Here is a 21,205-nt window from a genome sequence, read left to right on the forward strand (position 1 = left end):
ACCACTTCCACATGCACGGTTCGTGGTGCTAACGTAACCCCACTCCGCGGGCGGGTCGAAGGGGAGGGGATCGGGCGTGCCGCTGGATCCCAACATGTCCGACTCCAGCCGCAAGGCCATCCAGGTCCTGACCGGCATCGAGGTGCCCACCGCCGACCCACCGGCGATGCGCGCGGCGGCCGAGATCTACGACGGCCTCTGGTCGAGGCTGTCCCAGGACCTCAAAGATCTGATGAACACCGTGCGCGGCCGTGTTCGCAGGAACTTCGGCGGCCGTGCGTCGGATTACTACGACCGGTCCATCAACCAGTTCACCCAGGGCGAGAACGACTACCTGGGGTCGGCGGCGGAGATCTCCCGGACCCTGTCCGTGGAGCTGCGCAAGGGCGCGGCCAACGCGGAGTACATGTCCGCGATGGTGATGGTGCAGTTCGCCCAGCTCCTCGTGGAGATCGCCTGGGCGATCGCCATGGCCAAGTTCACCTTCGGCGCGACGCTGAAGTACATCCCCATCTTCAAGATGATCCGCAGCCTGGCCATGCAGCGGGTCCTGGCCTGGTTCCTCCTCACCGTGCCCGGCCACCAGATCATCAGCCAGCTCTTCGCGAGCATGGACAGCGTCATCCAGCGCATCCAGATCGCCAACGGCACCCGCGACACCTGGGACCACGACCTCACCAAGGGGGCCCACGTCGGCGCGGTGATGGAGGGGCTGGTCTCGGCCGGGCTGTCCGGGCTGGTCGGCGCCGTGTTCGACAGGCAGATCGTCAACCTGCTCAACAACCGGATCGACGTGCTGGGGGACCTGCCCGATCCCGTGCCCGTGCCGCCGGTGGGCAGGGGCGTGCCCGAACCCCTGCCCACGCCCCCGCCCCTGCGCGACATCGACGACGTGGTGCCGCCGCCCGCGGGTTCCGGACGGCCCGACCCCGTGCCGTCGGCGCAGCCGGACCCCCCGCCGCCGCGGCCGGACGTCCCCCCGACCGGTCCGGACGCCGACGTCCCGCCCCCTCCCCCGGGCGGGGGGCGCCCCGACCCCGACACGGTCCCCCGCCCCGACCCGGCGCCGACGCCGCGCCCCGATCCGGCGCCGGTCGGCGGCCCGGTCCCCGTCCCCGGGGCCGGAACCGGCGGGCGCGGGCTCAACCGCGACCTCGCCGACGTGTTCTCCCGGCACCGGGACGAGATGGCGGTGCCGTTCGGCTCCAACGCCCCGCCCGGGGCGACCGCCTGGAACAACGCCGCCAACCGGGCCCGGTTCCGCGAGGACATGGCGGGGGTGTTCGAGCGCAACTTCGGCGCCTCGCTGGGGGCCGACCAGGCGCGCCGCCTGGGCTCCGACTACGCGGACACGCTGGTGCGCACCTGGAACACCCCGGACGCGGGGGCGCAGCTGTCGCGCACCCTGGGCGACCACCTGCCGCCGCCCGTGCGCGAGCACCTGTCGCGGCTGCCCCAGGACATGCTCGACCCGGTGTACCAGCACTTCCGGAGCAAGGGGATGTGGTTCACCCAGCTCGGGGTCGGCGCGGGCTCGGGGGCCGCCGAGGGCTACCTGGGCGAAGGCCTGGGCAACGCCGCCATGGGCGAGGGCTTCAAGGCGTCGGTGTACTCCGCCACGTCCGGCGCGAGCATGAACACCGTCCAGCAGGTGTCGACCGACTCGGCGTTGGCCGGCATCGACGCCCTGAGCGGTTCCCCGGACCCGAACACGCAGACGGTGCCGCCGCCCGGGGAGGACACCCGCCCCGGGCCGGAGCCGGTCGCCGACCCGACGCGGGACAGGGTGCCGACGCAGACCGCCGACGGCGCGGGCTCCGACCAACCGCCGGGGCCCGGGCCCGGTTCGGGGCGCGGCGGGACGGACATCGTCGTGGACCTCGGCCGCGGCGACCGGAACGACGACCCGGACTCCGACGGCGGCACGCCCGTCCGGAACGGGGACGGCACGCGCACGGACGACGAGGACGGCCGCGTCCGGCCGCCCCGGCCCCAGGACGGGCCGGTCGCTCCGCCCGAGACCGGCGGTCCCGCGCGTGTGCCGGAGCAGCCGTCGTCCCCGGAGCGCTCCGGGGACGGCGCCCCGGAGGCGTCGCAGGACACCCGGGGCCACCAGGAGCGCCCGCCCGCGCCGGGCCGGGGCGGGGAGGCCGATGGGGCTCCCGCACCGTCCCCGGACGACCCGCCCGCGCCGGTCGGGATCGACGGCCGCGAGGAGTTCGGGGATGCCCCGGCGTCCCCTTCTCCCCCTCTCGGGCACGACGTCCGCACGCCCGGTTCGGGCGAGGGCCGGGAGTCCGCGCCGCCTCCCGGAACGGACGGCGCCGTGCGCACCGACCGGCCGGGCCAGGAGCAGGCCGGGGGTCCGGCCGCCGCCCCGCCGCCCGTGGTGGCGGGAGGCGACCGCGGCGCGCCCCAGCCCGGCCAGCAGCAGGGCGGTACGGGCGGCGACACCCGCACGCAGCGCACCGGGGACGGGGCGCGCGCGAATGGGGAGGGGAACGGCCCGGCCCCGGTCGACCCGAACACCCCCGTGCCGACGGAATCCGGCCCGCCGGACCCCCACGGGCAGGACCCCAGCACGCCCGGTTCGGGCGGGGGCGAGGGCCGGGAGTCCGCGCCGCCTCCTCCCGGAACGGAGGACGGCGGGCGCTTCGAGGTGCCGCCGACTTCCACCGGGGAGCCGGCGACCGGCGGCGAGGTGCCCCCGCCGCCCGCCGGGGGCACCGAGTCCCGCGAGGCCGCCGCGGAGGAGGCGCCCGCGCCGCGGGTCGAGGACGAGAACCCGCGTCCGCACGAGGACGGGCGGCCGGAGGAGGCGCCCGCGCCGCCGCGGGCCGAGGACGAGGACCCGCGTCCGCACGAGGATGTGCGGCCGGACGACACGCGCGACACCAGCGCGGACGACGCGGCCCTGGAGCGCGGACCGGACGGCCCGGCCGTGCCGGACACCCCTCCCCCGGCGTACTCGTTCGAGGACCAGCTCAACCCGGGCGGCCGTCCCGGCGAAGCGGAGGCGCCCCCGGTCCCGGAGGTCCCGGTCGCGGAGCGCGACGACCCGGAGTCCGACGACGACGCCGTGAGCGAGACCGACAGCGTTTTCAGCGAGGACGCGGAGTCGGTGGCCACCGACGCGACGAGCCCGCCCGACGACACCGGGCGGGATACTCCGGACCTGTTCGACGACACCGAACGGGACGAGGCGCCGCCCGCCTACGAGGACGAGCGGTCGTCCCCGCCCGCGTACCCGTACAGCGACCTCGTCGGCGTCCCCGGGACCAAGGATGCCAAGGCGCCGGTGTCCCCGCCGTCGTTCGCCGGGGACCTCAAGTGGCTGCTGGGGCCGGTCCCCCTCCTGGCCCCGCCGCCGCCGACCACGGTCCAGGTCTTCACCGCCGAGATCCCGCTGGTCCGGCTCGACAAGAGCGGCCGTCCGATCCCGCCCGGGACGGAGTCCGAGGGCGGCTCCGGCGGTGTGGAGCGCACGCCCGAGGACCGCTCCGTCCCCGCCGAGGAGACCCCCGAGGAGCCGGCACCGACCGTCACCCGCGGGGAGCCGCCCGCCGCGCCGCCGCGGGACGAGGCCGGTGTGCCCGTGACCGAGTCCGGCGATCCCGCCGACACGGACGACCGCACCCTCCCCGGTTCCGGGGACGACGCCCCGCCGCACACCGGCGGCCGCGACGCCGAACGCGACCGCGCCTTCGACGACCTCTACGACGACGACACGTCCGCGCCCCCGCCGCCCGGGGGCGACCGCACCACGCGGGACGACCGCGCCCGCGACGGGTCCGACGACGAGGCCCCCGCACCGCTCCCGCACACCGCCGAGGGCGACCGCACCGCCGACACCTCCGACGACGCCCCGCCGCCCCCGCCGCCGGGGGACGGCGACCGGACGCCCGAGCGCACCGCGGCCCCCGTCGACCTGGACTACCTCGTCGCCACCCGCTTCATCGACCTCGACGGCGTGCACGTCGAGACCGAGCACGTGCGCACGGCGATCTCCGACTCCGTGGACGCCCAGGGCTTCCTCGTCCCCCCGGACGTGCGCAGGGAGGCCCTGGACCACTTCGAGAAGGAGATGCGGAGCCGCTCCGGCGCCACCGCGTTCTTCGGCCGCGACGGGGTCTCCCACACCGTGCGGCGCGGCTCCGACCAGTGGCACTTCCAGGTGCGGCTGCGCGGCGACGGCGGGGACGGGACCGACGGGTACCACCGCGCGACCGTCGCGGACGACGGCGAGGTGCGGACGGCGACCATGCGCACCGACGCCGCCTCCCACGAGGGCAAGGCCGGCGGGTCCTCCTCGCAGGGGACCAAGAAGGGCCTCAGCGCCAAGTTCAACGTGAACCCGCTCTTCCTGTCCGCCACCCCCGACGGGTGGGCCTTCGGCCCCGTCCTGTCCGCGGGCGGCAGCGCGGGCCTGGGGCTGCGGACGATGACGTTCGGCGGCTCCGAGAAGGGCTCCACCGCCCTGGAGGTGAAGGGCAAGGGCGCCCCGGAGGTCTACACGTCCGACCTGCGCGTCCTCGTGGACGTCGCCGCTCCCCCGGGCGGCGTCCGCACGCCCGGCCCGCCCCCCGGCACCGACGGGGGCGCCCCGACGCCGGACCGCGGCCCGGCCGTGGTGCCCCGCGGCGTCGCCCTCGTCGTCCCCGGCGAGGTCAGGCCCCGGCCCGAGGGGGCCCCGACCGTCATGCGCTTCCGGCCGCGGCCAGACGGGGAGGCCACGGGCGGCCCCGGCACCCCGCCCCGCAGGCCGCGCCTGGAGCACGGCGGCCTGCCGGTCAGCGTGTCCTCCGTCGTCCCCACCGGGCCCCGCCCCAGGGGCGGCAGGGCCTACACCGACCTGGGCACCTGGCTGGCCGACAGGCTGCTGCCGCCGCGCACCGGCTCCGACGGCGGGCCCGCCACGGACAAGCGGGCCGATGCCGAGCGCGCCTGGCGCGAGGAGTTCGCCAAGAAGCTCGACAACGACTCGATCCGGCAGTACTTCCCCGCGATGGACCAGGGCCCGGTCCGGCTCACGGCGGTGCTGCCCGACGGGACCGAGCGGGTCGTGCACATCTCGTCCCCGGCCGCGGACTACCGGGCCAAGGGGCACACCCCGCGCGTGGACGAGTTCGTCCGCCACGACGGCACCGAGCAGACGCGCTCCGACACGCAGGGGCGCACGTCCAAGGCGGGCTTCACCGTGGGGGGCGGTTTCGGCGTCGAGATGCGCCTGCCCGGGGGCCGGCTGCGCCTGGACGCCCCGGTCGGAGAGTACGGCTACACCAGGACGTGGTCCTCGGAGACGCAGAACTCCTCCAAGACCGGCCTGCGCGACACCTTCGCCATGGCGACCTCGGACACCGACGACTTCGCCGCCTACGCGGTCGACCGCGACCTGGTGGTGCAGGTGGACGGCGAGACCGAGCGGCACACGTTCACCGGCGAGACCGTCGAACTCCTCTCGGTGCGCGACGCCCGGACCCTGGACGCCGCCGCGCGGGGCCTGCCCGACCCGCACGCCGCGCCCCGGCCGGACACCCGGCCGCCCTTCGACCACCTGCGCGGGGACCGGATCACCCGGTTCGACGGGTCCCGCCTGGGCGGCTTCTCCTGGCCGCGGACGCCGGGCACCGGGGACGGGGACGCGGCGGAGGGGGGTGCCACCCCGGACGGGCGCCCCGACCAGGTCACCGAGCACCTCATCCAACAGATCCTGACGGGGCTGGCCGAGAGGCTCCCCGGCATCGTGGTCCCGGAGCTGTCCCGCACGCACGCCGACTACGCGCGCAGGCCGGGCCGGGAGAGGGCCCCGTACTTCTCCCGCTCCCCGCGCGAGCACTGGGGCCTGCGCCGCAACCGCCGGGTGGCGCGGCAGAACACCGAGAAGGTCGAGCGGATGCTGCGGGAGGAGTTCCTCAACAACAACGGCGAGGCGCTGGCCTCCCGCGACGGCCTGGCCATCCACCTCGACGAGAAGGCGGTCATCGACCTCGGGAGGACCTTCACCGGCAAGGAGTTCCACCGCCCCGGGCTGGTCACCGTCCGGGTGAAGGCCGAGTTCGGCGCGCTCACCCACCAGGAATCCAAGGACGGCAGGACCGGCATCCACGTCGGCGGCGCCGCCAAGCAGGAGTCGGGCCGGGGCAAGGGCGCCTCGCACTCCGGGACCCTGACGGCGGGCCCGGGCCTGGCCCGCGGCAACCCCGAGGACGCCCGCGGCATGGCCAAGACCATGGGCAGCGGGAGCGTGGCCGCGACCATCGCGCGGGCCTGGAACAGGGACCGCTCCCACGGCTCGGAACACAAGTCCGACCAGCTCCTGCTCTTCCCCGAGGGCTCCGACGACTGGAGCGGCGACGTCCGCTTCACCGCGCGCCTGCACGAGTACGACGCCTCGGAGCAGGTGACGGGCAGGGACGAGAGCGTGCCGCTGCTGAGCGCGCCGATCGACGCGCGGTACTCCCTGACCACGCCCAAGATGCTCTCCGAGCCGGTGACCGGCCCGCCGCGGGCGGCGGACGGCGATGTCGAGACCCTGACCGCGGACGAGGCGCGCGCCCTGGTCCAAGGCGCGCTGGCACCGCCCCCGCCGCCCGCCCCCGCCGCGCCGGCCGAGTCCGGCGGCGACGGCCGGACGGAGGGCGGCGGCCGCACCGACGGGGACCGGGACCGGGGCGACGGCACCGACGAAGGGCGCGACGGCCGGGACGGGGGCCGCACCGACGGACGGCACGACGGCCGCGAGGGCCGCGGGGGCGACCGCACGGACGGGCACCGCGACGGCGACGGCGTCCGGGACGGGGACCGCCGGGAGGACGGCCGCACGGACGGGCACCGCGACGGCGACGGCATTCGGACCGGGGACCGCCACGAGGGCGACCGCACCGGCGAAGGGCGCGAAGGCCGCGACGGCGAGGGCGCCCGGGACGGGGACGCCCGGGACGGGGACGCCCGGGACGGGGACGCCCGGGACGGGGACCGCACCGGCGAAGGGCGCGAGGACCGCGACGCCGACCGGACCGAGGACCACCGCGACGGAGACCGCGGGGACGACACCCGCGACCCCGGCCGGGAGCGCCGTGAGCAGGCCGCGCGGGAGGACGCCCGCCGGGCGCGGGCCCTGGTCGACGACGGCGTGCTGGAACGCGTCAACAACGACCTGGGAGGCACCCGCGGCGACCTCGGCGGGCGGGCCCGCGGCCTGCTGTCCGCCCCCGTGTCGCCCCTCCAGTTCGCGGCCGGCCGCAAACTCCTGCACTTCCTGGACACCCGCGGGGGCCGGTCGTTCTTCGAGCGCCTGTTCTCCCCGACCGGCATGGCCGGGGACCCCGCCACCTTCTCCCCCGGCGGCCAGCGCGACGCCATGGACATGACCGGCGGCCTGTTCTCGCCCAACGACGGGCGCGCCGACCTCGTCACCAGGGCCGACCCCGACCAGGTGACCCGGATGCAGCTCACCAGGATGCAGCCGGTCCTGCACGCCGAGACCTCGGTGAACGCCGGGGCCTCGCACAACGTCACCACCAGCGGCAGCGCCCGGATCGGCGCCAACGCGGGCGGCTCGACCAACCCGGACAAGGCCCACGCCGACGGCCCCGACGACCTCACCCCGGCGGCCGCCCGCGGCCCCATCCCCCTCACCGGGCTCTCCGACACCTGGAACTTCTTCCGGTCGGGCCGGACCACCGGGGAGACCGGTACCTTCACCTCGTCGCTGACCATCGTGCCGAAGGCCGCGCTGGGCTACGCCTTCCAAGTCGGCGGCACGGTCACCCAGGCGGTCCAGCTCATGAAGGGCTGGGGCCTGGCCGTCCCGGGCCTGTGGTCGACGCACTACCGGGGCTGGAAGGCGTCGCTCTCCGACCTGGCGTCCGGCTACATCTCCGCGCGCGACGCGCGCCGGGCCGGGGTCATCGTGGACCGCCTACGGGAGAACGCGGACGGGACGCTGGAGGAGGGCGCCCAGCCCGAGCCCGACGACGCCGGGAACGTCCGCGTCCGCGAGGGGTTCGAGCACACCGGGCAGCGGATCCGCCCGGGCGACCCCACCGCGGCGCTGGAGTCCCTGGCCCGGGAGCTCGACAGGCAGGGGTACGAGCTCACCGGCCGCAGCAGGAAGCGACTGTTCGACAGGCTGACCACGCAGCTGGGCAAGTCCTCGGGCACGAACGTCCCGGTCGCCGTCAAGGTGCGGCCCAAGGGCGCCCCGTTCGGCCACGCGTCGTCCTCGGGCGTGGTGCGGGTCAACCTGCGCACGACCGCGCCCGAGGTGGAGTACCTGGGCTCGGCCGACGAGATGGTGGAGTCGCACACCTGGAAGTCCGAGGAGGTCCGGAGCCGTTCGCGCGGCGGCGGCAACTCCGTGGGCGCCGACCACACGCACCTGATCCCCGCACCCTTCGAGGGCCAGGACCGGGGGCCGGACGACCAGCCCGACCACCGGCCCCTGTTCCTGACCCCCGCCGGGGGCGCGGGCCACACGACCTCGCAGGACCGGACCCACTCCGACACGGTGGAGCGGACCCGCACGGTGCAGCTGGAGACCTCCGGCCCCTACGCCAAGGTCGCCCAGCAGGGCACGCTCGAACTGAGCATCGAGTTCGACAGGCCGACCGACGTCCGCAAGGGCAGGGTGCACGTCCCCTTCACCGACAGGCAGGTCGTCGGCTTCGACGTCGACGGCGACGCGGGCCGGATCCGGACCCTGTACCCCGCCTCCTACCTGGACTTCTCCGGGGCGGACGCCCCGCGGACGGAGACCGGCTCCGGCGGCGGCCCCCGGATCGGGGGCGGGCCGGCCGACGACCGCCCCGACCTGGCGGACGCGATGCGGGACCGGCTGGCCCGGCAGTACACCGCGGGCGGGGCCACCGGCCTCGGCGACGGCATCGTCATGCCGACGGCCGTCGGCGGCCACGGGGCGGACGTCCGAGACACGGCGGTCGTCACCATCGCCCGTTCCCTGGGCTGGACACCCGGCCCCGGGGACGCGGCCGACGGGGCGGACCGGGTCTACTCGGCGCAGGAGATCGACTCCGCCCGCGACTTCCTCGCCGACGAGCTGGACCTGGACCCCCGGTACACGCCCATCGACAGCGTCCTGGAGTCCATCGCCCTGAAGTCCCTGTTCTCCGAGGCGCTCGGGGCGGACGAGGGCGTGCCCCTGATGAGGATCGGCTCCCTGGACTGGCGGCTGGGCGTGGCCCCCGACCTGCGCGGGGCCCGGGTCCTGGACGTGCTCCCCGACTCTCGGCTGAACTGGAGCGACACCGAGGAGCACGCCTCCGAGGACGGGCTCTCCCACAGCGCGGGGGCGACCGCCGAGGGCGGGTTCCGGCCGACCGGCATCAACACCGGGCACCCGGACTTCAAGGACCACGCCGCCGTGATGACCGGGGCGCCCAACGTGTCGGCCACGAGCCCGGCCGGCGCCTCCTCCGACGGGGGCGGTCCCAAGACGGACACTCCCCCGACCGCCCAGAACGAGAAGCGGGGCCCGGTCTACCTCATCGAGTTCGACACCACCTGGCTGCTGGGGGCGCGCTCCGAGAGCGGCCTGCCGTTCCTGAAGGACTCCCACCACCAGCACATCGGCCGGGTCAGCGGCAAGGTGAGCGCCTGGGTGTCCCAGGAGGACGCGATCCGGCTCGGCGTCGTCACCGAGGCGCACGCGGGCGACCTGGCCGCCCGGGCGGAGGAGACCCGCCGGGCCGCCGAGGCCATGGGCCGCGAGGAGCTGTCCTACGACGAGGCCCGGGGCGGGCTCACCGACCCGGTCACCGCCTACCGGGAGGCGCACGCCGCCTACAGCGCCGAGCGCGCCGCCGACGGGATGGAGGCGTCCCCCGAGGCGGCCGACCGGCTGGCCCGGGCCCGGAGCGCCTACCTCGCCCAGGAGGCGGAGGTGGAGAGGGCGAAGGAGTCCTACGAGGAGAGCGCCCGGTCCTGGGCCGAGTCGGTGGCCGACTCCCGCCGGGCGTACGACGCGCCGGAGGCGCTCTTCGAGTCCCGGGTCGCGCAGGACCGCACGACGGCGGACGCGCTGAACGAGCGCGGCGAGCGGGCCCGGGAACGGGTCGGGCAGGCCGAGGACGGCGCCGAGCAGGCGGAGCGCACCCTCGACACGCGTGTACCGCGCGGGGACCGCCTGCTCGACACCGACGGCATCGACGCCCGCCTGCGGAGCGTGCTGGACCTGCGCGCGGCCGTCGAGGGGCTCTCCGCCGACACCGGCGCCCCCCGGGACACGGCGGCGGAGGCCGCCCGGCGCGACGCCCTGCTGGACCGAGTGGACACCCTCCTCTCCCAGGCCCGCGACCTGCGCGCACACCTGGCGGACGCCGCCGACCGGGCCCGGGCGGAGATCGGGGGCGTCCTGGACCTGGTCGACTCCTCCCGGACCGGGGCCGAGCGGGCGCTCGGCGACCTCGCCGAACTGCGGGCCGAGCGGGACCGGGCGGCGGCCGAGCACGACCGCCTGGTGGAGGACGCCCGCCTCCGGACCCCCGCCCCGGCCCCCGAGGGGACGCCCGCACCAGAGGCCCCCGCGCCCGCCGCGCGGCTGGAGGACTCCGGGCGGACCCTGGAGGCGCTCGACCGCGAGCTGCGCGACCGGACCGCGGCCGCCGACGCGCTGAAACCCCGCCTGGACGGCCTGCTGTCCCGCACCGACACCCTGGCCCGCACCGAACTGTTCCGCCTCCAGGAGCAGCAGCGCTTCCACGCGGAACTGGAGGGGATCCTCACCGGCCTGGGCGAGAGGCTGGTCGACACGGCCGCGGCCGGGGTCGAGCGGGACACCGCCCCGCCGGGCACCCGGCTGGGCCGGCCGGAGCACGGGACCGCGGTGGACGAGGCGACCGGCCTGCTGGACGGGCACGCGAACGCCCACACCCCGCTGCCGCCGCGCGGGGACGGCTTCACGACGCCCGAGCAGGTGGCGGACCTGGAGCGGCGGATCGAGGGGTTCGCCCAAGACCTGCGGGAGTTCTCCGCGCTCCCCGAGCGCGGCGCGGCCGACGTCGAGGCCATGGAGCGGCGGCGGCAGGAGCTGATCGCCGAAACGGACCGGCTCACCGCTCCGGTGACCGGGCGCGAGGCCGAGGTCGGCACCCGCCTGGACTCCGGCCGCGCCGCGGCGGCGGGCGCGGCCGGACGCCTGGGCCCCGTCCGCTCGGCGGTGAACGACGCGGACGCCCGGCTCGGGGACATGGACACCCGGATCGGCGGGATCGCCGGGCGGTCCGACGCGCTCTTCCCCGGAGCCCCGGAGCGGGCCGCCCTGACCGCTGCCCGGGACGCCGTCGCACGCCTGCGGAGCCTCAGGGACGGCCTGGCCGACCGCCTGGACGGACCCGAGTCCCGCAACCGGACCCTCACCGAGACCGAGATCCCCGTCCTCGAAAGGGAGGAGGCCGCCCTGCGCGGCCTGCGGGGCGACCTGGAGGGGCTGCGCGCGCGGCTGGACGGCGCCGAGGTCCCGGGCCCGGTGACGCGCGGGGACGACGGCTCCGACGACGACGGCGCTCCCCCGCCCGGGGACGGCCGCCGCGAGGGTGACGGATCGACGCGGCGGACGGATCCCGAGGGGGACCGCTCGGACGGGCACCGCGGCCCGCCGCCGTCCGACGACCGCGACGGCGGCCGGGGGGCCGGGCGGGACACCTCGGCCGACGGCTCCGGCACGGACCGGGCCCCGGAGACCACGTCCCGGGACACGGAGACCGACGGCACGTCCGACACCCCGTCCACACCCTCGGACGACGACGCCTCCACGGTGCCGGACACCGACGGCGTCTTCGACCGCACCGCCGACGACCGCGGGCTGCCGCCCGCCTACGACGGCCCGCCCCGGGCCCCCCAGGAGTCCCAGGACACGGATGGCGTGCGCGAGGAGCCCCTGCCCGCCTACGACGACGAGGAGTCCCCTCCCCCCTACCCCTACACCGAGCTGCTGGAGGCCCTGAACGCCAAGGGCCCCAAGGGCCTGCCCGACCCGCTCGGCCCGAAGTCGCCGTACGGCGACCACTCCCCCCTGCCCGTGCCCGGTTCCACCGATGTCCAGGTGTTCGCCCTCCTGGACCACGCCCTGGACACCCTGGGGCCGGACGGGCGCGCCCTCACCCGGGAGACGGGCGAGGGTTCGGGAACGACGCACCGCGCCCCCGCGGAGACCGGCGAGGGCTCCGGGTCGCACCGCGCCCCCGGGGAGGACCGCTCGCCCGACGACGACCCCGGCGACCCGGACGACGACGGCTCCGGGACCGGGACCACCGACGACGGGGACGGCGGGGACCCCGCGCCGTACACGCTGGACGGCTCGCTCGCCGTGGACCGCGATGGCGAGGCCCACGACCTCGACTACCTCATCGGATCGCGCATGGTCGGCCCCGGCCGGCTGCGCACCGACGGCGTCCCCGACGCGGTCGAGCGGTCCCTGCGCGGGATGCGCCCGCGCATGCCGCGGGCCCGGCGGGAGGAGGTGCTGGCCGAGGTCGACCGCATCGCGCGCGAGGAGGGCATGGACCCGTTCTTCACCGGGACCGGCCCGGAGATCACCGTCGGCCCCGCCGGGGACCGGTGGACGGTACACGTCAGGCTGTCCTCCGACCGGCCCGGCGGCGGCGTCCCGCCCGCCTACCGGCACGTGCCCATCCGCGACGGCGAGGGCACCGACGCCGCGATCATCGGCGGCCAGGAGCGCACCCGCACGGTCTCCTCCGGCGACACCCTCACGCGCGGCGCCCGCCGGGGCGTCAGCGTCAAGTTCACCGCCAACCCGCTGTACTTCGGCCCGACGTTCCTGGGTGACCCGATCGGCCCCAGCTTCACTGTGGGCGCCAGTGGCGGCACCCGGCTGCGCGGCGGGGCGAGCGGCGGCTCCTCGAAGTCCACCGCCGTGCAGGCGATGGACAACAGCGGACCGGCCGAGGTCTACGCCACCGACCTGCGCGTGGACCTGGACGTCACCCCGCCCGCCGGGCCGACGGCCCGGGCACCCCGCCCCGCGGTGGTGCGCGACGGCCTGGCCCTGATCCTGTCCGGCAAGGCCGAGAAGCGCCCCGAGGGCGCCCCCGAGCACATCAGCATCCCCCGGCCGCCCGCCGGGGAGGGCGCGGACGACGCCTCCTCCGGCTCCGAGGGGCCCGCGCCCCGCCGCAACCCCCGCACCCTGCACGGCGGCCTGCCCGTCAAGGTCGAGCGGATCGTCCCCCACGGCGGAGAGGACGGGGCCGCCCCCGCCCACACCGACCTCGGCACCTGGCTCGCGGACCGCCTCGCGCCGGACGGCGCCGAGGGCGCCACCGGCAAGGGCACCCGGGGGTCCCGGGGCAGAGCCGCGCGCGACCTGCACAAAGCGATCCGGACCGTGCTCGACAACGACTCCCTCCAGGAGTACCTGCCCCACCTGGACCGGGGGCCGATCACCTTCAAGCTCTTCGGGCAGGACGGCTCGTCCCGGATGGTGCGCCTGGCGTCCTCCGCCACCGAGTACCGCGCCTTCGGGCACGCCCCGCACCTGGGCGAGCTCACCCGCCACGACGGCGCCGAGCACACCGTCACCTCCTCCGGCAGCCGCAGCAGGAACTTCGGGTTCAGCTTCGGCGGCGGCGTGAACATCGAGCTGTCGCTGCCCGGCGGCGGTATGACCCGCATCGACGTGCCCACCCTGGAGTACGTCTACTCGCGCACCCTGGACTCCGAGGGGCACTCCTCCTCCCGGACCGGCTCCCGCCGCACCATCGCCCGCGACATCGCCGACACCGAGGACTTCCTCGCCTACCGCGTCGAACGCGACATCTTCGTGCGGATCGAGGGGGAGCAGAGCCCGCACGCCTTCACCGGCGAGACGGTCGAGATCCTCTCCCGCCGCGACGCGGAGACCCTCCACGACGCCGCCGGGGGCGGGCCGCGCGGGCGCGACCACGGCGAGTCCCCCCGGCCGCCCATGGCCCACCTGCGCGGGGACACCGTCACCGACCTCAGCGGCACGGCCATCACCGGCTTCGAATACCCCGACCGGGACCGGAACAGGGATGACCGCGGCAGTGCCCCGCAGGTCCGGGACAACGGCTCCACGGTGTACGAGGACCTCCAACAGCAGGTGCTGGAGTCCGTCGCCCGCGAGCACCCCGGCATGGTCATCCCGGACATGGCCCGCAACCGCCGGGACTACGCTCGGCGCCCCGGCAACGAGCGGGCCCCGCGCGGCGAGCGCACCTGGCGCGAGAGGTACGGCGCCCGCCGCAACTACGAAGTGGCCCGTGAGAACACCCTGCGCGTCCTGGACGCCCTCACCCCCGACGCGCTGCACGGCCGCACCGGCGAGCTGACGTCGGACCCGGGCCTGATGATCCACCTCGCCGAGAACGCCCTCGTCGACCCGGCGCTGACGGTCAAGGGCAAGGAGGTGGTGCGCCCGGACAGCGTCACCGTGCACGTCCACGCGGAGTTCGGGGCGCTGTCCTTCGACGGGCGCACGCCCACCGAGACCGGCGTGCGGCTGGGCGGCGACGCCAGGAGCGGCGACTCGCGCGGCAAGGGCTCCTCGCACACGGTCAACCTGACGGCGGGAGCGGGCCTGCTGCGCTCCCGGGAGGCCGACGCCCGCGGCATGGGCCGCCGGATGGGCGGGGTGAGCGGCACCCTGAGCGGCTCCCGCGCCCACTCCTCGGACACCTCGCGCGCCGTCACCCACACGGCCGACGAGACCGTCTTCTTCCCCGGCGGCTCCGACGCCTGGCGGGGGCCCGTCGCGTTCACGGCGCGCATGAGCGACTACGAGGGCTCCGACCAGGCCCGCGGCACCGACCAGGGCACGGACCTGTTCGCCGGGCCGATCCGCGCGGAGTACACGGTGATCACGCCCCGGGTCCTCACCGAGACGGCGTCCCCGCCTCCCCGGGAGGGCGGCGAGGACCACCGGAACCTCACCGAGGCCCAGGCGCGCGCCCTGATCGAGGGCCCCTTCTCGGCGCGGACCGCCACGACGGACGGCGGCGGCTCCGAACGCGGCACGGACGGGGACGGCTCCCGACGCGGGACGGACGGGGACGGCTCCCGAAGCGCCACAGACGGCGGCGGCTCTGAACGCGCCACGGACGGCGACGGCTCCGAACGCGGCACGGACGGCGACGGCTCCCGACGCGCCACGGAGGAGGCCGCGACGGACCGCGACGGGGACCGGTCGGCGGGCGACGGGGCCGAGGGGTCCGGACGGCCCCCGAGGGAGACCGCCGAGCAGGCGCGCGAGCGCCGCCGCGCCGAGGACCTCGTCCGGGTCGGCGGCTCCGTCGAGCGGGTCGGCATCGGCTCCGCGAGCCGCACCTTCGAGCTGTTCTCCGGCTTCCGGCGCGGCCTGTTCCAGGGCTTCGAGCGCAAACTGCGCACCTACCTCAACACCACCGGCGGGCGCACCCACTTCCAGGAGCTGCTCTCCCCCACCGGCATGGCCGACGACCCCTCCACCACGGCCCCGACCGGGCGGCGCTCGCGCCCGGAGATGAGCGGCGGCATCCTGTCGCCCCGCGACCTGCGCGTCACCACCGCGACCCGTGTGGAGCCCGACCGGGTCGCGGAGTTCCAGCAGGTCGAGATGCAGACGATCGCCCACGGTGAGACCAGCGTGGAGATCGGCGCCTCCGACACCGTCACCAAGAGCGGCACCTTCCGCGTGGGCGCCACGGGCGGCGGGACGAGCAACCGGATCGTCGACGAGGCCGGGCAGAAGGACCCGGACACGGCCGTTCCGCCCAAGGACGCCACCCGGCCGATCCCCGTGGGCGGGCTCAACAACGCCTGGAACTTCTTCCGGTCCGTGGACGGCACCTCCGCCAAGGCGTCCTTCACCGCCTCCACGACCATCGTCCCCAAGGCCGCCCTGGGCTACGCGTACCGGCTGGCGGGCCGGGCGACCCAGGCGGTGGCGCTGCTGCACGAACGGGGCCCGGGGCTCGCCAAGGAGTACTTCCGCGGGTGGACGGCCCGCTTCCAGGACCTGATGTCGGGCTACATCTCGGCCCGGGACGCCCAGGAGGCGGGCATCGTCCTGGACCGGGTCACCGAGAACGGGGACGGCACCCTCTCCCTGTCCCCCCAGGACGACCCGGCCGACATCACCGATGTCCGGGTCCGGCCCGGTTTCGAGGACTCCGGCCGGCGCATCCGCCCCGCCGACCCCACCGCGGCGCTGGAGAGCCTGGTCGGGGACCTGCGCCGCCAGAAGTACGAGCTCACCGACGGAAGCCGCGAGCGGCTGCTGGAGGCGCTCACCACCCGGTTGGGCACCACGTCCGGCACGAGCGAGCCGGTGTCGGTGCGCGTGCGCAGGATCTCCGGCGACGGCCCCAACCACGGCGGGTCCGCCCAGGACGCCCGGGTCCACCTGGACCTGCGCACCCGGGAGCGCAAGGTCGAGTACCTGGCCTCCAGCGACGCGATCATCGAGTCCCACACCTGGACGGCCGCCACCGGGAGCAGCCACTCCCGCGGAACCGGCGACACGGTCGGCGGCGAGCTCGTCCCGCTCCAGCCCACCCGCTTCGACGGGGATGCGAACCCGCCCGGGCAGGAGCCGAACAGCCGGCCGCTGTTCACCTCGCCGGCCGTCTCGGGCAGCGCCTCCGCCTCCGACACGCGCACCCGCGGGAGCTCCGACGAGGTCACCCACACCGTGCAGCTGGAGATCTCCGGCCCCTACGCCAAGGTCGAGCAGGACAGCGAACTGGTGCTGCGCCTGAGCGGGCCCGACGACCTGGAGGCCACGGGCCGGGGGGAGTCCGGGCGCATCCACACCTACTACCCCGCCTCCTACCTGGACCTCTCGCCCCGGTCCACGGAGTCCTCGGGCGGCTCCGGCCGACGGAGCGGCCTGCGCGACACGGTGTCCCGGGCCCGCGGCCGGGACCTGGGGCGGGCCCTGGCCGACCGCTCCGGGGCCGAGTTCACCGGCGGACGCGCGTCCCGCCTGCCCGACGACCTGGTGATGATGCCGGCCGCCGTGCAGGACGGCGGGCGCGACGTCCGCGACACCGCAGCCGTCGTCGTCGCGCGGTCCCTGGGCTGGAAGCCCGGGGACGGCGACCGGGACGCAGGCGGGAACCTCACCCCCGCCGGGCTGCGCCACGCCCGCGAGCACGTCGCCGACGCCCTGCACCTGGACCGCCGCCACTCCCCCCTCGACAGCGGGCTGGAGTCCATCGCCCTCAAGGCGCTGTTCTCCCGCACCGCCGGCCACGGGGACGGCGTCGCCCTCATGGACCTGGGCTCGACCCGGTGGAGCCTGACCGCCCTGCCCGACCTGTCCGGGGCCCGGATCCTGGACGTGGTGGCCGGGGCCCGCCTGAGCACCACGAGCAGCAGGAAGAGCGGGATGTCCGACTCCTCCGAGCACGGCTCGGGGACGGCGCTCGACCCCTCGTTCCGCCCCGCCGGCCTGACCACCGACAAGGACGTCTACGACAAGCACACCGGCGTCCTGCCGGGGGCGCTCAACACCCAGCTGGGAGCCACGTCGACGACCGCCGCCGCCGGGCGCGAGATCGCCACGGCGGGCCCGCCGACCGCAGAGATCCAGCGCCTGGGCCCCGCCTACCTCGTCGAGCTCGACACCACCTGGATCGTCGGCGCCTCCTCGGGCAAGGACTCCTACACGGGGCTGACCCGGGACACCGTGAGCGTGTGGGTCTCCCAGGACGACGCCGTGCGGCTGGGCATCGTCACCCCCGAGCGGGCCGCCGAACTCGCCGCGGGGGCCGAGCGCGTCCACGTCGCCGCCGAGACCATGGGCGACGACGAGGGCTCTTACGGCCGCGAGCGCGGCCGCCTGGAGGAGCCCGTCCGCGACTACCTGCGCGCCCACGAGGTCCACCGGCGGACGGAGGAGGAGCGGGCCGTCCGGCCGCCGCGCGAGCCCCGGGACGGGTCCTCCCAGACCTCGGAGTGGGCGGCGGAACGCCTCCAGGAGGCCCGGGACGCCTACCGCGCCCAGGAGGACAGGTACCGGCAGAGCCTGCGCCGGTACGAGGCGAGCACCCGCGCCTGGGTGGACGCCCTCAACGCCGCGCGCGGGGACATGGGCCCGTCCGCGTCGGCCGCGCCCGCGCCGGGGACCGTCCCGGCGGCCCCGGGACTGTCCGGGACCACCCTGCGCGAGACCCTGGACACCGAGCTCGACCCCCGGGCCGGGGACCCGCAGGACCCCGCGGCCGACCTGCGCGGGAAGACCGAGGCGATCGGCGACACCGTCACCGACCTGCGGCAGCGCGAGCAGCGGGCCCGTGCGGACGTGGAACGCGCCGCGTCCCTGGTCAGGAGCGCGAACGACCTGTTGGCGGCCCTCCCCGACCCGACCGGCACGGCCTCCCCCGCCCCGGCCGCCGTGACGGACCTGCGCAACGGGATCGACGCCTTCGAGCGCGACCGCGCCGCGCTGACGGGGGACGAGTCCTCCGCCGACATCGACGCGCTCGACGCCCGGCGGGACGCCCTGCTGGCGGAGGCGCACGCCCTCCTCGACCGGGCCGAGGCGCACCGCGACCTGGCGCGGGAGCAGGCCCGCCTCACTCGGGCGACACAGGACAGGATCGCGGACCGGATGAACCGCGGCCGGGCCCTGGCGGAGTCCGTCGGCGACCGCGTGGGCCGGATGCGCACCGAGACCCTGAACACGCAGGCGCGGCACCGGCCCCTGACCCGGGAGGCCGCGGCGGGCGACGACGTCCGCCGCCTGGGCGGCGACCTGGACACCCTGTACGACCAGGAGAGGGAGCTGGCCGCGCGCAACCGCGCGGTCCGCACGGAGATCGACCGGGTCCTCGGTGACACGGACGCGGCGGCCCGCCGGAACCTGCCCCGGTTCGAGGAGCGCGCGCGGGTCCAGCAGGACCTGGCCGCCGACCTCGCCCGCCTGGGCGGGCCGCTGGTGGCCGACGTGATCGGCGACGTGCGCACCGAGGGCGACCAGGGCCGGCGGGCCTTCGACCAGGCCGCGGCCGCCCTGGACCGGGCGGACGGGGTGCTGGACGCCCGCGGCGCCGACGCCGCGCGGGTGCCCCCGCCGGCCCCCGACCTCACCACCCGCGCGCAGGTCGACGACCTGGCCCGGCGGATCACGGCCTTCGAGGCCGAGCTGTCCGCCTTCGCCGGCCGGCCCGAACGCGGCGGGGCCGAGGTCCAGCGGATGCGGGACCGGCTCGACGCCCTCATCGAGGAGACTGGGCGACTCGACCGGCCCGTGGCGGAGCGGGGCCGGACGGTCTCGGCCGAACGCCAGGCCACCGAGACGGCGGTCACCCGGGTGAACGAGGGGACCCGCGACGTCCGGTCCCTGGTGGACCGGTCCGGGGAGCACCTGGCGGACCTGCGGGCGCAGGCCGGCCGGATCGCCGAGGAGCACGCCCCCTTCCTCGACGCGCGCCCGGACCTGCGCACCACCCTGGACGGGGTGCGGACGACCCTGGACACCCTGCTGACCGACCGGACCGGCCTGGAGACGCGTCTGGGAGACCTGGACACCCGGGTCAGCGACCTCACGGACACCGAGCTCCCCCGCCTGCGCGGACTGGAGACCGACCTCCGCGGACTGCACCAGGACCTGGACACCCTGAACACCCGCCTCCAGGACCTGGACGTCCCCGAGGCGACACCGGACACGGGCGACGACTCCGATGATTCGGACGACTCGGACGACTCCGGCGACGAGGGCGCTCCCCCGGCACCCGGCACCGGCCGCGGAGGCGGGCCCGCCCCGGCGGGCCGGGACGGCCGCCACGGGCCGCCGCCCCCGGGAGGGAGCGCCCCGGAGGGGTCGCGCCACCGCGGAGAGGGCGGTCCCGCCGACGCCTCGGACTCCGGCGGCCGCGGCCTGCCGCCCGCCTACGACGGCCCGCCCCGGGACGCCGACGGCGTACGCGAGGAGCCCCCGCCCGCCTACGGCGACGAGGAGTCCCCGCCCCACTACCCCTACTCCGAACTGCTCGACCGCCTGCGCGACGGGAAGGAGAAGACCCCCGTCACGGAGACCGGCGGCGCGGAGGACGCCCTGTTCCGGCTCTTCGACGCCGAGCTCAACCCGGGCGCCGCCAAGGCGGCCGCCCTCCCCGCACCGGGAGCGGGCGACCTGTCCTGGCTGTTCGACGCCACGGCCGCGGTGCCGCCCCTGCTGCGCGCCGACGTCCCGGTGTTCGTCGTCGGGGCCCCCGAGTACACGGCGCCGGCCGAGGGGCCGGGGGTCCTGGGCACCGACGGCATCCGCCGGTTCCCCGGCGAGGCGGGCCTTCTGGAATACGGCGACCTCCTCCACGACCCGGACTTCAACCCCAACACCCACGACGCGCTCCCGCCCCGCACCCGCCGCTACGTCCACGCGTACACCGCCGACGGCTGGATCGGCGAGTTCTCCCGCCTCCAGCCCCTGGACGAGGACACCGTCCAGGCCGAACTCGACCGCCGCCGCGAACAGAGCCGCTCCCACCCCGGCTGGCAGCTCTACGAGGCCAACCACGGCCGGTGGCCCGCCCTGCACACCCTGCCCCACCTCCTCAACGGCGGCAGGCTCACCCACGAACAGGAGGCGGCCGTCCGGAGCGTCCTCGACTCCCGCCACCCCGAGGCCGCCCTGGAGAACCTCTACCGCGACGCCGGCCCCGCCGGCCGGATCGCCGAGACACTCCCCGACAAGAGGGGGCGGGGCATGTACCCCGACGCGCAGGACGTCCTCGACATCATCGAGCGCCTGGACGGCGCCACCGACGCACCCCTGCCCGAAGGCGTCGAAGCCGTGCGCGGCGTCTACGGCTTCGACCACCTGGCCCCCGGGGGCACCGCCGACCCCTCCACCCTCGTCGGCCGCACCTTCACCGACCCCGGGTTCATGTCCGCGTCCCTGGGACCCCGCCCCAGCGCCGCCGGAGGCTCCCCCACCGACCTCATCCGCCTCACCCTCCCGCCCGGCACCCGGGGCCTGTGGGTCGGCGACCGCAGCCTCCACCCCCACGAACGCGAGATCATCCTCGCCCGCGGCACCGCCTACCGCATCGTCTCCTACGAACCCTGGGGCCGCGGCTACGTCCTGTACGCCGAGGTGGTCCCGGACGGCGGGGAGGAGGCGTGAACACCGGACCCGGCGAGACGGACACCACTCCCCGGAGCGATGCGCAGCCGTTAGGGTGTGTTGCGCGCCCGGCGCGGCCCCCGTCACGGCGGAGCC

General features: G+C 76.4%; 1 protein-coding gene. It reads left to right on the forward strand.

Features of this window, described 5'->3' with window-relative positions; all coding sequences use genetic code 11:
- The first annotated feature begins 94 nt into the window (after positions 1–94).
- Positions 95–21,109, forward strand: a complete 21,015-nt coding sequence (locus K1J57_RS29705) for an ADP-ribosyltransferase (protein WP_220561999.1) — start codon at positions 95–97, stop codon at positions 21,107–21,109.
- Positions 21,110–21,205 lie beyond the last annotated feature (96 nt).

The sequence above is a fragment of the Nocardiopsis sp. MT53 genome, from assembly GCF_019598965.1.
Classification (GTDB): domain Bacteria; phylum Actinomycetota; class Actinomycetes; order Streptosporangiales; family Streptosporangiaceae; genus Nocardiopsis; species Nocardiopsis changdeensis.